The organism is Pseudoalteromonas sp. SG45-3 (assembly GCF_014164075.1).
GTDB lineage: Bacteria > Pseudomonadota > Gammaproteobacteria > Enterobacterales > Alteromonadaceae > Pseudoalteromonas > Pseudoalteromonas distincta.
Map to the genome: position 1 here is coordinate 246688 of NZ_JACJEN010000002.1, position 15420 is coordinate 262107.

The window sequence follows — 15420 nt, forward strand, 5'->3', positions numbered from 1 at the left end:
GCTTAGTTTTAATCAATTACAAAGCAAAACACCGAGTATATTTATACTCGGTGTTATTTTATTCTAAAAACGAATACGTACTCTAAGATTTTATTTGCACTAAATCGTAATCGGCCATACCAGGTACTATTGCCTGTAAGCGAGACTCGGTTACATCGAGTGCATTTAAACATTCGCAATACTCAGAAGCCTTAAGCTCTAATTGATGCGCCTTTTTTTGTAGCGACTTATCAATTTCTCTTGAGATAATATCCATGCGTTGCCCCATGTCGTTAATGCGATCTTCTATATTACCTTCACGCGATTTAAACGCATCTCCAAGTGATACCAAAATAGCACCTAACGATCCATGAACAGCAGAGTGAATTTGCTGGCTGATCTCTTTAGTGAAAAAATCATCTATTTGCGAAAGTGATTGAGGGGCTATAAAAAAGAAGTCATCTCCGCGCTTAAACTTATCCATTAGCGCGCGCTCTACATACTGCAATTGTGTTTTAAGTACTTCAGGTTCTTTGTCTGACATACCTTCAACTACGTGTTCAATAGCGCTTAAACCTAAGTTAACACCATCGGTAGCAAGGTTTACTAATTCGGGGACTGTGTGGCGAATACCATTACTAAACTGTTCGAGTACTTTGCTTTCGTCATCACTTAAATCAACCCAATAACCGCGAATAAACAGTTGGTTATTGTTATTAATTTGGACACGAGTTTGGCCTTTATCTAATATGCGAATTGCATCGTCAGTAATAATTAAACCATGACGTAATTCAACATCGCATTGGGCTTGAGCAAAGACACTAGTGCTTGAGAGCGCTATGGAAAACGCCAATATCGAACGAGATAGAAACGCCATAAACACCTCAAAAAGACTAAAATGGAAGGCGAGTAGGTTAACAAAAAAACAACTTTATGCAAGGGAAAATAAACCTATCAACTATCTCACAGAATAGTTGTATAGAGTGCAGCTTGAGTTTTTAGATATGGTTATGTTGGGCAAAATCAACAGTTCAACAAAGGGCTTAATATATAGCTAGAGAGGGTAGAAGTGGCTCATAGTAAAATAAGAACACGTGGTTTTTAAATGAAGTTTAAAAAGGTACAGCTATTTATATCAATTAAGCTTAATAGCCGACTCTAAATTTACTCTGGAGTCGGCTCAAAAGACTAAAAACTAAATATTTAGTGTGAAACCACTATTAAGCGAATTGCATCAAGTTGTAACTGCGTTTTTTCAATATACGTAGTTAGGTCGTTACGTTGCTTATCGTAGAAGGTAATTTCTTCTTGGCGAATATTCGGATTAATTTGCTTCAGGGCAACAAGTCGCTCTTGCTCTTCACTGAGTGATGTTTGCATTTTAGCAAGTGACGCTGCGCGAATAACTTCAAGTTTTTCTTGTGCCATATCTTTAGCGGTAGTGATCATTGGGTGAACAGCGCTTTGTAGTGCACCTGCAAGCTTACTTGCTGTTTGGCGGCCTACGGCTGATAACTGCTGATTAAAGCCTTCAAATGCCACGTTTTCACCTAGGTTATTACCTGCTTTATCGAGCAATATACGAATTGGTGTAGGCGGTAAAAAGCGACCAACTTGTAATACTTTTGGTGCCATTGCTTCTGCAACAAAAATAAGCTCAACAAAAAAGGTACCAGGCGGTAACTTTTTGTTTTTAAGTAATGCTACCGATGCGCTACCAAAGTCGTCGTCACAAATCATATCCATGGTGCCTTGCACCATAGGGTGATCCCAGCTGATAAAGTGTACGTCTTCTTGCGAAAGTGCCGTGTCGCGATCAAAGGTAACCGTCATACCGTCTTCTTTAAGCGATGGGAACGATGCATTTAACATATGTTCCGTTGGCTTTAAGATAATGGTGTTTTCGCCTTTATCTTCTTGGCTTACGCCAAATGTGTCAAACACGTTGATCATGTAGCTTGGCAATTCAAACTGGTTATCGAGTTTTTCGATATCAGTCACAAGCGAGTCGGCAGCACCTTGACCCGATGAATGTAGCTCTAGTAAACGATCTCGTCCGCTTTCCATTTTTTTACGCAGTACCGCATTTTGTTGTGCTACTTGCTCAAGTAATGGATCGAGTTCGTCTTCATCGCAGTTATGCGCAGAAATATATTCAAGTAGGTCATCACGGAACTCTTTATAAAGCATTTGCCCAGTTGTTGATGTAGATTCGAATGCATCTAGACCTTCGTTATACCAACGTAGCAGTACTTCTTGAGCGGTGTTTTCAAAATATGGCACATGAATGTTCACATCTTGTGTTTGACCTATACGGTCTAATCGACCAATACGTTGCTCGAGCAAATCTGGGTTTAGTGGTAAATCAAACAACACTAAGTGATGCGAGAACTGGAAATTACGACCTTCTGAGCCAATTTCTGAACACAGTAATATTTGTGCATTATCGTACTCGTCTGCAAAAAATGCAGCAGCGCGGTCACGCTCAATAATCGACATGCCTTCGTGAAATACCGACGCTTTAATTGCTTCACGTTCACGCAGTATTTGCTCAAGGCTGATAGCTGTTTCAGCTTTAGCACATATAAGCAGTACTTTTTCGCGCTTAAGTGTTTTAAGGGTGTCGATTAACCAATCTACACGTGGATCGAATAAACCCCAGCTTGCGCTTTCGCCTTCAAATTCTTGAAATATTTTTTCAGGAAACAGAGCACGGTGTGCACTTAGTTCAGGGTTTTGAATGCCGCCCATGTTACCAAGAACCGACATAGCCGTTTTATACTGCTTTGGTAATGCCATTGGGTAGGCGTGTAATTTACGGCTTGGGTAGCCGTCAATGCCGCTGCGGCTATTTCTGAATAATATACGACCTGTGCCGTGGCGATCGAGTAGCATGTTAAGTATTTCTTTACGCGCTGGTAAATCACCTTGCTGTGCTTTTTCAAGAATATCAGTAATGTCGGTTTCTTTTAATAGCTCAATTAGCGTGGCTTTGGCTGCGTCGTCCAGAGCTTGCTCTTGGAGTAATTGATTTGCCGCTTGCGCTACGTCTTTATAATTTGCTTCTTCTTCTTTAAACACGTCGTAGTCGTAAAAACGATCCGGATCGAGTAACTGTAAACGTGCAAAGTGACTGCTGTGACCAAGTTGATCAGGCGTTGCTGTAAGCAAAATAAGACCCGGAATATCTTGGCTAAGCTCTGCCATACGTTGGTATTCTGAGCTTGGCTTGCCGTTATTGATACTTAGGTGGTGGGCTTCATCTATTACTAAAAGGTCCCAATCAGCAAGCGTTGCTTGTTCAAACCAACGTTTTTTCTTGGTTAAAAACTCAAGGCTGGTAAGTACTAGTTGCTCTGTATCAAATACGTTTGGAGAATCTGCAAACGCTTCATCGCAGCGCTCTTCATCAAAAATAGAAAAACGTAAGTTAAAGCGGCGTAGCATTTCTACTAACCATTGGTGTTGTAGATTTTCAGGCACCACAATAAGTACGCGGCTTGCACGGCCACTAATAATTTGTTGATGTAGTATCATGCCCGCTTCAATTGTTTTACCAAGGCCTACTTCATCTGATAAAAGTACGCGTGGGGCAAAACGTTTACCCACTTCTTGTGCAATATAAAGCTGGTGCGGAATAAGATTAGCACGCTGACCAATTAAACCTTTAATAGGCGATTGTTCACGTTCAAATTTATGTAACCACGTTTGGTAGCGAAGTGTGTAGCGATCAAAACGATCTACTTGGCCTGCAAATAAACGATCTTGTGGTTTATTAAATTTAATAAAATGATCTAAAAAGGTTTCTTTAAGTTTAGCCGTTTCGCCATTATCAACACGGGTGCCGTGATAGCAAAGTAACTCGCCTTGTACTTCAATAGACTCTACTTCTAATTCCCATTCTTCAACGCTTTTGATCACATCGCCAGGATTAAATGCCACACGGGTAACAGGTGCTTCTGCACTAGAATAAACACGGTTTTCACCACTGGCAGGAAATAATATGCTGACCTGACGGCCTTCAATGGCAACAACGGTGCCTAATCCTAAATCTGACTCTGTATCACTGATCCAACGCTGACCTAAGGAAAAATTCATGTATGTCTCGTCTATGATGAAAAAGGCGGCTATGTTACCTGTAAGCTAACACCACTGCAAGGCGCTATTTGGCTCACTTTTAATTAATTTTGTAAGTGTTAATTATTACTATTAAAACAGCTTGTCTATGACTCTTTTTTAGGTAAATCAAAACTAATTACAGTTTGTAATAAAACGGACTTTTATGACAAATAGACTAAACTTACATTATGCCTTAGCAATTAAGTATTGCAGGTTTAAGTTTTGCCCGTTTTACTTAGTTATTTTGGTATAGCATAAAAATCATAAAACGTAAGGAAAGTGCTATGGAAAAGGCTTCGAACCTTGAAAGTAAAATGTATGTGCTAGATACCAACGTACTACTTCACGAACCACTCGCTTATTTGTCTTTTCAAGAGCATGACGTTGTAATTCCGATGACGGTGCTTGAAGAACTTGACCATATAAAAGATAGAAAACACGACGTAAGCCGTGATGCGCGCGTCGCTATTCGTGGATTAGATGAAGTACTTAAAAATGCAACGCCCGAACAAATGCTACAAGGCGTGGCGCTGCCGAGTAACAAAAAGGCAAAAGCGAGCTCTGCCGGTACCCTCATTATTGTAAACGACCATTTATTTGCCGACTCCATTTCTGGTTTGCCTGGTAACGAAAACGACCATCGTATTATCAATTGCGCCGTGTACTTACAAAAGCAGCACAGTGATTCAAAAGTAATACTTGTTACAAAAGATATAAACATGCGTTTAAAAGCCAAAGGCGCCGGACTTAAATATGTTGAGGATTACCGCACCGACCAACTTATTGACGATATCAGCTTACTCACTAGTGGTTATAAAAAAATTGAAGGTGATTTTTGGGACCATGTAGGGGAATGTAATACGCAGCAACACGGACGAGATACGTTTCATCATGTGCCTAAAAACTTAATACCTGATGTATTTTGTAATGAATATTTACTTGATGGAGGGGAGCAGTTTGCGGCGCGTGTTAAATCGTACGATGACGAGCACATAACGTTCAAAGATATTGGTGTTGAGTGTTTAATGCATCAACAAGCATGGGGCGTTAAGCCCAAAAATATTTATCAAGGGATGGCATTAGATGCACTATTGGATACAAGTATTGAGCTTGTTATTTTAACAGGACCTGCAGGGTGTGGTAAAACCTTGTTAGCACTTGCCAGCGCCCTTGAAATGGTCATCGAAAAAGGTATTTACGATAAAGTAATAGTTACCCGTAATACGCCAGAAATAGCAGAGTCTATAGGCTTTTTACCAGGCACCGAGGAGGAAAAGATGGCGCCATGGCTTGCAGCTATCACTGATACGCTGGAGGTATTGCACAAAGGCGACGAAAATCCAATATCGAGTCGAAATTACATAATGGAGAAGGCTAATGTACAGTTTAAATCGGTTAACTTTATGCGCGGGCGTAGCATTCAAAATGCAGTGGTAATTTTAGATGAGAGCCAAAATTTAACGGCATCTCAGCTTAAAACGATTATTACTCGCTGCGGCGAAGGTACTAAATTAATTTGTACAGGTAACTTGGCGCAAATAGATAGTAACTATTTAACGCCAGTAACATCGGGCTTGACGTACATAGTAGAGCGCTTTAAAAACTTTGAAGGCAGCGCAACAATAAACCTCAACGGTGTTGTGCGTAGTCGCTTAGCGTCGTTTGCAGAAGAAAATTTATAACTTGCGCTTAACAAATTGGCTCGATAGTCTATCGATTGATTTTCGAGCCAAATGGCAGGCAGTACATTGAATTTTTTACCTCTGAAGCATTATTATCGTTCATTATTTATTGCGCTGTTAGTGCCATTGATTGTCGCTTTTTTACTGTGCTTGCACTTATATAATATAAAGCTTGAGCGGACGGTTGAAAAACGCCAAGCTGACTTTACAAATGTTTCAGCGCAAGTTACCCACGGGATGGACTCGGTGAGTAATCTACTTACCACCATGTTTAACTTATACGAGCAAGCGACTTATCCCAAAATAAACCAAGATTTGCTCGAAGGTATAAATCAATATGATGGTTACTATTATCGTCATTTTATTGATCAAAGTACGGAAATTGTAGGTAAAGGTGAGTTTGCGTTATCTGCTAAGGCATTAATGCAGTGGCAGCAGGCTATTACATTAGGGCCTTCGTTTAATACAACGCTTGCATTAATGCAGTCGTTATCTGCTGTAGCGTATGTTGATGATAATGGTTTTGCTTATGTAAGCAGGCACAACAAAAGCCAAAGTTTTATGCTTACTGAAATTTTAAATGGAAAATTTAAGCCAAAATTTGCGCAAAACAAACTTACTTCAAGTCCTATTGTTAAAGTGAATGACAATTCGTATTTTGCTATTGGTCGACAACGAAGCACAGGCTCAGCCGATTACATTATTTTAATTTATGATGTTCAAGCAATTTCTGGATGGTTAAAAAAGGTGTCACCGAACAGTGGTGAATACGTTTTTATGAACCAATCGCATCAAATTATCGCCAGCTCTAAACAGATAATAGAGCAAGCGACTGCGTTAAAAAATTATTGGCCAGACTTGGCCGATCATCAGAGTCAAAAAACAGTATTAACTAGTGATAGTAATTACTTTATGCAGCCTATGGATGCGTTACCTATTCACGCAGCATTTTACGAGCACAAACCCCAATTAATAAGCTCAATTAAGTATGAGATATTACTAGAGTTTACTTTTTTAACGCTATTTTTAAGTATTATGTTTGGCGTGTTTTTTTGGTTAAGTCAGCGCATTTTTATAAAGCCGATGACTCACTTAATGTCATACCTTGAGAGTAACGGGACACAACAAGAAGAGCAGCTAAATTACAAAGTACCACTGAGCTGGCAACCTTGGTTTTCTAAAGTGAAGCGTGTATTTACTAAAAACAAACAGTTAGTTGATTCATTACAAAGTGCAAATAAAGCTCTGGACGACCAAGTTCAGCTGCAATCAGAAAAACTAAGCCGCAGTTACGAAGCGAAAGAGCGCCACTTAGCTTTACTCAACACTATGCTAAACAGTGTGCCAGACCTTATTTACTTTAAAAATATTGATGGTTCATTCTTAGGATGCAATAAAGCATTTGAGGCATATATCGGTAAAGATCAAACTGCATTAGTTGGTAAATATGTAGATGATTTAGGTGACAATGATCAGCAAATAAATGCGCTTGAAAAACAAGTATTACAAAACAGAAATAGTGTTGAACAGCGAATAGAAACCGATACAAAATCGTATCAACTTACTATTGCACCTTTTTATAACGAGCACCAACACCTGTTAGGAACCATGGGCATTGGTCGCGATATTACCGAGCAGCAACAAACATTATTGGCCTTAAAATCATCTGAATCTAAATTTAGAAGTGCAATTGAATTTGCGGCTAACTGCGTGGTTTTACTCTCGCTTAAACACACCATATTGCAAGTAAATAAAGCAGCAAGAAAGCAGTTTTCTGATCAGCCAGTACTCGTTGGGGAGCAGTTGAAAGCATTATTTGATGACTCCCAATGGAAGCAGATAAAAAGCACTTTAGCGCAATTGCTAGATGACAAAAAACGCGTATACCATTTAACGCTTGCTCAAGGGGGCTTAACAAGCTGGTTGCAACTAAGTGTATCGCTTGTCTGGGATGAAAACCGCGATCCAGCTTATTATGTTATACACATTCAGGATGTGAGTGCATTAACTAAATCAAAACTAGATGCCGAACGAGCAACCCTAGCTAAAAGCCGCTTTATAGCCAATTTAAGTCATGAAATACGTACCCCTTTGAACGCTGTTTTAGGGTTGCTTGATATGTTAATTGAGCAAGGCTTAACGCAAAAGCAATTACAACAAACAGATCAAGCTAAGCATGCAGCACAAAGCTTGTTATTAATGCTTAATAGAATGCTTGATTTTGCACGTATTGAAGGTTCGCAAACCGATTTAAAACAAGCGTCTTTTAGCATGGTTGAGCTGGTGGATATTTGTGAAAGCTTAACGGCTCCATTGTGCGAAGGAAAAGGTATTGAATTTGTTATTGATATTGACCCGCTAATAGCACCTGATTTGATATGCGACAGTATACGTTTGCAGCAAATATTAGGTAACTTATTAACTAATGCCGTTAAGTTTACAAAAACAGGTTCCATTACTTTAAAAATGGAACTTATTGAAAGCGATAGCCTAGAGCAACAGCATATTTGCTTTAAAGTAATTGATACTGGCATGGGTATAGATGAAGCCGATCAAAGTCGCTTATTCGACGCTTTTACTCAGGGTGATGAATCTTCAACCCGCATACACCAAGGGGTTGGGCTAGGTTTAGCTATTGTTAAACATGCAGTATCGTTAATGGGTGGGGAGATTGCTTTAAAGAGTAAAAAAGGCCACGGCAGCGAATTTTATTTCAGTATTAGCTTGTTAGTTGATACCACTAAAAACACAGTGCTACCGACTAATACATTGGCTATTTTATCTGATCAAAGTAAAGAGCTTAAGCAGGTAACAAATGCATATAACGAACTTGCTAATATTAATTTAGATGAGGTACTAAAATACCCAATTAAGCTCTCTAATACTCAAAAAATAATAATTGATGCAGCTGACTTACCTGCACTTTTAAATGTTGAAGCGATTAATGATTCGTTATCAGCTAAAGAAACATCGGTAATTATTATTAATCATCAGCACACACTTAATTTACCGACAAGCGAGCACTTAGCTGCGCATCACGTTAAAGCATCGGCATTAGGGCAAAGGCTATTTAGTTTGAACTCTCAGCAAAAGCCTATAGTTAATACAAGTGCCGCAGTTCACAGTGCAACTGAAAGTAAAGCTGATATATCGGGTCTACTTGTATTAGCAATTGATGATAATCAGCTTAACTTAGAAATAATTAGCAGTGTTCTTCGCCAAGCAAACGTAAATGTTGTCACGGCTTTAAGCGCATCAATTGGTATGGAATTATTGCAAGTTTTAAAGCCTGACTTAATATTGATGGATGTGCAAATGCCGAAAATCGATGGCTGTCAAGCAACCGCTTTGATTCGTCAACAGTTTGACGCAAAGCAACTGCCTATTTTTGCTTTAACGGCTCATTGTGAACCTGCTGATGTAGAACGTTCTTTAAAGTGCGGCATGAATAAACATTTAACTAAACCGGTTGTTGCTAAAGTACTTATTGATGCAATTGCTGATTTAAACTTAGTTAAACCAAGCTTTTTTGAAAAATCATTTGCTTTAACGCAGTTTAGTATGGATGAAAAACTACTTAATACGATGATTGATAAATTTGCTAGCTTGTGTGAAACCCAGCTATCGCAACTAGAAGAAACAACCAATAAGGATGATTTGGTACGCTTAGTGCATAGTATTAAGGGTGTAGCTGGTAATTTAGGTTTTAGACGATTATCACATTGTGCTTTATTGTGTGAAAGAACGCTTAAAACAACTAATAAGCCTATTGAAATAACACTACAAGAGCTTATCATACAGCTAGAACAGGTAATTGTTTTTATAAAAGGGCTAGGGGTTAGGGATGTCGAAAAGAGCTAAAGTACTTATTGTGGATGATGATCCAATCAACAGATTAGTACTTGAAAAAACACTTAAAGCAGAACACGACGTGTTCTTAGTTGAAAGTGGTGAAAAAGCACTGACCTTTGTAAAAACAGCGCAAGTTGATTTAATAATCCTTGATGTAATTATGCCTGGAATTGACGGCTATCAAGTACTTGTGGAGCTTAAAGAAAACCCAATAACTCAGTCTATTCCTATTATATTTATATCAGCCAATCGTAGCCATGATGATGAAGCAAAGGGCTTAGAGCTCGGTGCAATGGACTACATAACCAAGCCATTTAGCCCTTCTATTGTTCGCGTTAGAGTGCGCAACCAACTCCTCATAAAGCAAAAAAATGATTTGCTAGAAATGCTAGCTTCGATAGATGGCTTAACTGAAATACCAAATAGACGCTACCTTGATGAAAACTTATCTCGAGAATGGCGCCGCAGCAAGCGAAGTGGAACACCGCTATCGGTGTTACTTATGGATATAGACCACTTTAAACGTTACAACGATTGCTACGGACACCGTGCTGGCGATGAGTGTTTAAAGAATGTTGCGCAAGCACTTGCAGCTCAATGTGAACGTGGCAGTGACTTTATTGCTCGTTATGGCGGAGAAGAATTTGCTGCTGTGCTACCAGGAATTGATAAGCATGAAGCTATGGAGTTTGCTAATAAATTACGCAATGCTGTAAATGCTTTGAATATAGAACATAAAGCTTCATTAAATGCAGACCACATCACTATAAGTATAGGTATTGCCACTACACAAAGTGGTAAAGTGTATGCTGAGCAAGCATTATTAGAAGAGGCCGATTTAGGCTTATATGCCGCTAAAGATGCAGGGAGAGATAGAATAGTCGCACGCTAAAAACTTAATATACAAAAACGCCAATATTCATATATTGGCGTTTTTGTATCAAACATTTTTTATTGGTTACTGCGTGATCATACCTAAAGCGGTGTCACCAATGCCCACTAACTTATCATTTTTAAATACAAGTGGCGTACATTCATCTTTTGTTGTTTTTGAATCTGAATGCTTGCTATGCGTTACATAAAAAAGTACTTGGTATACATCATCATCTTTTTTTAATAGCTCAGTGAAATTAGGCGTTTTTAATTGCGTTAAAACAGACTGATAGCTGCTATCCATTTTTAGCTCCGATATAACTTCACGATTATTTTTATGCTGTGCTTGCCAGCTTGATGAGTTTTTCCCTGCCCAATGAGTCTCAGCTTCGCCATCTGACACGGCAATAACACAGCCTGTTAAAAATGGAGCGATTAAAGCGGCTGCTAACAGTGATTTTTTCATTTTTATTTACCTTAATAAGATTTTTAATTGGTTATTAACTGTATTAAAGCAAAGAGTAGACCATATTGATAAGTTGTTATGAATCAGTTTGTTAAGTGAGTTAAGCTGTTTTTATCTAATAAAATATTAAATATATTAGTAAAAACAGCCACTTTTTAGCTTATTTGATTACTACAATAAAATGATTAAACCAAGCGGTTGCGTGATTCACCTTTAGTAAATGCCGCAATATTCAAACTTACTTCATTAATTAAACGCACAATAGATTCAGTACTTGCCCATGCAATATGTGGAGTAAGTAATAAGTTATTGCCTGTGTAATTAGCAAGTGGATTTGAAGTTTCAGCAGGTTCTTTAGTTAGTACATCAACACCCGCTCCAGCAATTAGGTTTTGCTTAAGCGCTGTTGCTAAGTCGGCTTCGTTAATAATACCACCACGTGCTGTATTAATAATTATAGCGCTTGGCTTCATCATTTTAAGCTCATTAAGTGCGATTAAATCACGTGTTTCATCTGTAAGCGGGCAGTGTACGCTGATTATATCGGCTGTTTTAATGACGTCTTCAAAAGGCGTACGACCATCGCGACATTTAACCCCTTTACGCTCTGCAACAATAACATTAGCGCCAAATGCCTCAGCCACTTTAGCAACGCCTTTGCCTAGCGTACCGCCGCCTATAATGGCAAATGTTTTACCTTGCAAGTCGTTAAAGCTGTAATCGAGTATGCAAAACATTTCACTTTTTTGCCATGCGCCTTGCTGGCAATCCGCCTGATAGCGGTGGGTGTTACCCAGTAAGTTAGTAATTAAAGAAAATGTATGTTGAACAACTGAAGGGGTTGAGTAGCCAGCTACATTAGTTACGGCAATACCAAATTCTTTAGCGGCTTCTAAATCAACATTATTAGTACCGGTTGCACTTACGCAAATTAATTTCAGTTGTGTTAGCTGACTAATTGTATCGCGATTCAAAACTGCTTTATTAGTGATTAATACATCAGCGCCTTGGCAATGCTCAATAACTTGCTCTGGGCTGGTAAGTTCATAAGTCGTTAATTTACCAAGTTGTTCTATACACGAAAGAGATGTTTTAGCTAACGTTGCGTTATCAAGAATAGTAATGTTCATTATGAGCCCTAAAATAAGTGGATCTGAAAGAGTTTAAATCGTAAAAAGAGGCTTACGATCCATCAAAAATCTAAAATATGGGCTTAAGGTACTACGAAAGAAAGGCTTTGTTAATGCTATTACTACCAAATGATTAGAGGGCTATGTAGTAGTGGTCTGCCCACTAGCAGATTGAGAACATGGTATTTTGCTAGACTGATCAGTTTTTTTGCACTTATAAGCAAGCCTGTGGTCATAGAAGGTAATTAAACTCGGCTTTAAAGCAAGTTGCTAAAATAAAAAATCGTTTTTTTGGTTATTTCGCATTTTAGATTGGCTGAGTTATAATCGGATATAGACATAAACGGTGCGCTTTAGCGTGCCGTTTTTTAACATTGTAGATGTAGTAATGAGTGAATTAGAAGATAAATACGCAGATATACGCCCATACAACGACGACGAAGTTGCGGCGTCGCTTACACGTTTGATTAACGATGATGCGTTTATTGATGTAATAGCAAAGTATAATTTACCGCGCTTTTTATCGGCAGTGCCTTTTATTGCACGTCCAATGGTAAGAAGTCAGTTACGCAAAAAATGGGGCAAAGTAAGCACCGTTGAAGATGTGCAAAATGAAGTGGCGCAATACTTAGATAAACTAGTGAAGCGCACCACATCAAAAGTTACCTTTTCTGGGCTAGATCAGTTAGACGCTAATCAGGCCTATTTATTTATTTCAAACCACAGAGACATAGTGCTTGATCCTGCATTAGTTAATTGGGGTTTATATCAGCATAAAATGAAAACAGTGCGTATTGCTATTGGCGATAATTTATTGCAAATACCTTACATTACTGAGCTTATGCGTTTAAATAAAAGTTTCATTGTTAAGCGCTCTGCTAAAGCACCAAAAGAAATGTTAAAAGCATTAACCCAGTTATCGTCATATATCTATGACTCTTTAATCGGTGGAAATTCTATTTGGATTGCACAAAAAGAAGGGCGTGCAAAAGACGGTTTTGATCAAACAGATCCTGCCCTTTTAAAAATGTTGCAATTAAATGGACGTAAACAAAAGAAAGAATTTGGCGATTATATTAAAGAGTTAAAAATAGTGCCTGTTTCTATTTCTTATCAATATGAACCGTGTGCAATTGCTAAGGCTAAAGAGCTTTATCATAAACAGCATCATGGTGAATATATTAAGTCAGCGGGTGAAGATATTGCCAGTATTGTTGAAGGTTTTAGTTCAGCTAAAGGGCATGTGCATTTAGCATTTGGACAGCCAATCGAATCTAAATGTGATAGTGCTGAAGAGCTTGCTAAAACAATTGATAGGCAAATTGTAGATTCGTTTTATTTGCACCCAGGTAATTACATTGCTGGTGGCTGTAAAGAGGCGGTAATAGACTCTCCAGATACAGCGACGTTTGAACAGCGTTTAGCCTGTGTACCAGAAGAGTTAAAACCGTTAGTGCTGGCCATGTACGCTAAGCCATTTCACCGTAAAACAGAGATAAATACCAATAGCTGTGAGTATTAATAATCCCAGCTCAACAAAACTAAGCAGCAATTAAATTGCTGCTTTTTTTTTGCTCAAAAATAACGCTATACTAATACCTCCTCTTCAACTGGGCGGTACTTATGCATGCAACAAATTGAAATATTTGATATTCCAAGTCCTTGCAAAAGTATTTGCTTAGTTAACAACAGAGGGTATTGCAAAGGGTGTTATCGTAGTCGGGATGAGCGCTTTTCGTGGAATATCTTATCGAACGACCAAAAAAAGAAGGTGCTTAGTTTGTGCCAGCAGCGCTACAAGCGCTACCTTCAAAAAAAGCAGCAAAATGCAGTGCCAAGCACGCAGGCGCAGCAGCAAGGGTTCGACTTTTAAAAGCTTAATCCATATTTGGCTCTTAGTGCGTACGCAGTGCCATTGTTAGTTAGGTTAATTAATGACATTTTAAGCTTTTCTACTAAGTTTTCATTACGTTTATTTAAATAATGATAAAGCGGATAAGTACTCAATACTTCTTTTACAAAACAGCCTTGAGGTGACGGGAGCTCATTATTTTGCATTATAAAGTTAATCATCAAAGCTCCCTGTACTTTTTTCTGAGCAAGCAAATTAAGTTGGGTATTCATGCTTTTAACTTTAATAATATTCCCTGCAAATTGTGTGGTTGCTAAATAATGCTCTTGCACAGGGTAGCCATCAACAATTGCGACGCTATCGAGCTGTTCTAAACTGTTAGGTAAACAATTTTTATATAATACTAAGTCAAACTTAAATAGCTCATAATCGACTCTAATTAAGTTTTCGTAATTTTCTTCAATGCTTGCATCTCTTCCTAACTGCCCATCAAGTACGCCATTATTTGCAGCGAGCAAAGCATTTTGGTGACTAAAATCGATTGTATGTATTTTAAAACCGATATCTGCGTATGCTAACTTTAATAGCTCGAGGGCATAATCAGCTTGAGGTGTACTTTGCGGACGATTAAAAGTGAGGTTGTATTGATGACTAAAACAAGAGGCACTAAAAAATAAATTTACCAATAATAACAAGATACTAAAATGTCTATTCATTATCAGTTCCAATTACTACAGAAATAAATAAAATAAGACGCGTATAATAACAAGGAGATTACCTCTTGCCCAGTTTAGAGGGGGAATCAAATAATCTTAAAAGCGAATGAGGAAGTATTGTGAGTTTTAATTTATGCCTATTACCACGTGAAGAAAAATATCAAATTCAGTTAGATTATGAAGCGTCTTTTTGGGCGTATCAAATTAAGCGTAATAAAAAAACGAGAGAGCAAGTTTACAACACAATCCACAGCCGCCCAGTGGCAGAGCAAATGGTTTTGAAACAAAAATTTGAACAGTATTTAGCGCTAATGCTTAGCTAAATATCGATATAAAAATGTATAAAGTTGAAGTGTTAAATGAACTAAAAACCCCACTTGTGAATAAATTCTACAAAAAGCACAGCGTAAGAGGGCGTGCTAATAAACAAGATAAGGTATGGGTTACTTACTATAATAATGAAATAGTGGCAGCATGTAGGTTACAAGATAAAACAGAGTTTTTATTTTTATCTACCATGTTTGTTGCGCTGGAACATCGCGGTAAAGGGATTGCAAAACAATTGCTTTTAACACTCTTAAAGTCGCAAAATAGAGAGATAAAGACCTTCGCATATGAAAACGTAGCTGATTTATATTGTGCTATTGGTTTTAACCAGGTGTTAACATATACTCTTGCTTTACAAGTACTTTTTGATACTTACAAACATCGAAATATAGTCGCTCTAGAGTACCCATAATAATAAATAATA

12 protein-coding genes are annotated in these 15420 nt (G+C 38.2%); 7 read left to right on the forward strand and 5 right to left on the reverse strand.

Features of this window, described 5'->3' with window-relative positions; genetic code table 11:
• Nucleotides 1–82: 82 nt before the first annotated feature.
• The gene (locus tag H5126_RS03505) at nt 83–856 is read right to left on the reverse strand and encodes a YggN family protein (protein WP_024605080.1); all 774 of its coding nucleotides are present in this window, start codon (nt 854–856) and stop codon (nt 83–85) included.
• 326 nt (nt 857–1182) lie between these two features.
• Nucleotides 1183–4077, reverse strand: coding sequence for an RNA polymerase-associated protein RapA (rapA, locus tag H5126_RS03510; protein WP_024595181.1), 2895 nt, complete (start codon nt 4075–4077; stop codon nt 1183–1185).
• Between the two features lie 305 nt (nt 4078–4382).
• Between rapA and H5126_RS03515 the strand changes: the two genes are divergently transcribed.
• Genes H5126_RS03515 through H5126_RS03525 form a run of 3 tightly spaced genes read left to right on the forward strand, consistent with a single transcriptional unit; the run spans nt 4383 to nt 10524 of the window.
• The gene (locus tag H5126_RS03515) at nt 4383–5780 is read left to right on the forward strand and encodes a PhoH family protein (protein WP_182720734.1); all 1398 of its coding nucleotides are present in this window, start codon (nt 4383–4385) and stop codon (nt 5778–5780) included.
• Between the two features lie 51 nt (nt 5781–5831).
• Complete coding sequence (locus H5126_RS03520; RefSeq protein ID WP_182720733.1) at nt 5832–9641, forward strand: PAS domain-containing hybrid sensor histidine kinase/response regulator; 3810 nt, start codon at nt 5832–5834, stop codon at nt 9639–9641.
• Nucleotides 9625–10524: a diguanylate cyclase gene (locus H5126_RS03525; RefSeq protein ID WP_024605076.1), complete on the forward strand. Its 900-nt coding sequence runs from the start codon at nt 9625–9627 to the stop codon at nt 10522–10524. Before H5126_RS03520 ends, H5126_RS03525 begins: the two co-directional genes overlap by 17 nt.
• Nucleotides 10525–10590: 66 nt before the next feature.
• Here H5126_RS03525 and H5126_RS03530 read toward each other — a convergent pair whose 3' ends face one another.
• Both H5126_RS03530 and H5126_RS03535 read right to left on the reverse strand, forming a co-directional pair.
• Nucleotides 10591–10971, reverse strand: coding sequence for a DUF3192 domain-containing protein (locus tag H5126_RS03530; protein WP_024596200.1), 381 nt, complete (start codon nt 10969–10971; stop codon nt 10591–10593).
• Between the two features lie 185 nt (nt 10972–11156).
• On the reverse strand, nt 11157–12101 hold the full coding sequence (locus tag H5126_RS03535) for a D-2-hydroxyacid dehydrogenase (protein ID WP_182712855.1): 945 nt from the start codon (nt 12099–12101) through the stop codon (nt 11157–11159).
• Between the two features lie 388 nt (nt 12102–12489).
• On the opposite strand from H5126_RS03535, the gene H5126_RS03540 reads away from it, so the two are divergent.
• Nucleotides 12490–13623: a 1-acyl-sn-glycerol-3-phosphate acyltransferase gene (locus H5126_RS03540; protein WP_154903727.1), complete on the forward strand. Its 1134-nt coding sequence runs from the start codon at nt 12490–12492 to the stop codon at nt 13621–13623.
• Nucleotides 13624–13728: 105 nt separating this feature from the next.
• Nucleotides 13729–13974, forward strand: coding sequence for a DUF1289 domain-containing protein (locus tag H5126_RS03545; RefSeq protein WP_182720732.1), 246 nt, complete (start codon nt 13729–13731; stop codon nt 13972–13974).
• Here H5126_RS03545 and H5126_RS03550 read toward each other — a convergent pair.
• Entirely contained in the window at nt 13971–14669 is a 699-nt protein-coding gene (locus H5126_RS03550; RefSeq protein WP_182720731.1) for an ABC transporter substrate-binding protein, read from the reverse strand. The two genes, H5126_RS03545 and H5126_RS03550, sit on opposite strands and share 4 nt — an antisense overlap.
• Before the next feature lie 119 nt (nt 14670–14788).
• Between H5126_RS03550 and H5126_RS03555 the strand changes: the two genes are divergently transcribed.
• Together H5126_RS03555 and H5126_RS03560 are read left to right on the forward strand one after the other, a co-directional pair.
• Complete coding sequence (locus H5126_RS03555; protein WP_024596204.1) at nt 14789–14992, forward strand: DUF3283 family protein; 204 nt, start codon at nt 14789–14791, stop codon at nt 14990–14992.
• A gap of 14 nt (nt 14993–15006) precedes the next feature.
• Nucleotides 15007–15408, forward strand: coding sequence for a GNAT family N-acetyltransferase (locus H5126_RS03560; RefSeq protein WP_182720730.1), 402 nt, complete (start codon nt 15007–15009; stop codon nt 15406–15408).
• The last annotated feature ends 12 nt before the right edge of the window (nt 15409–15420 follow it).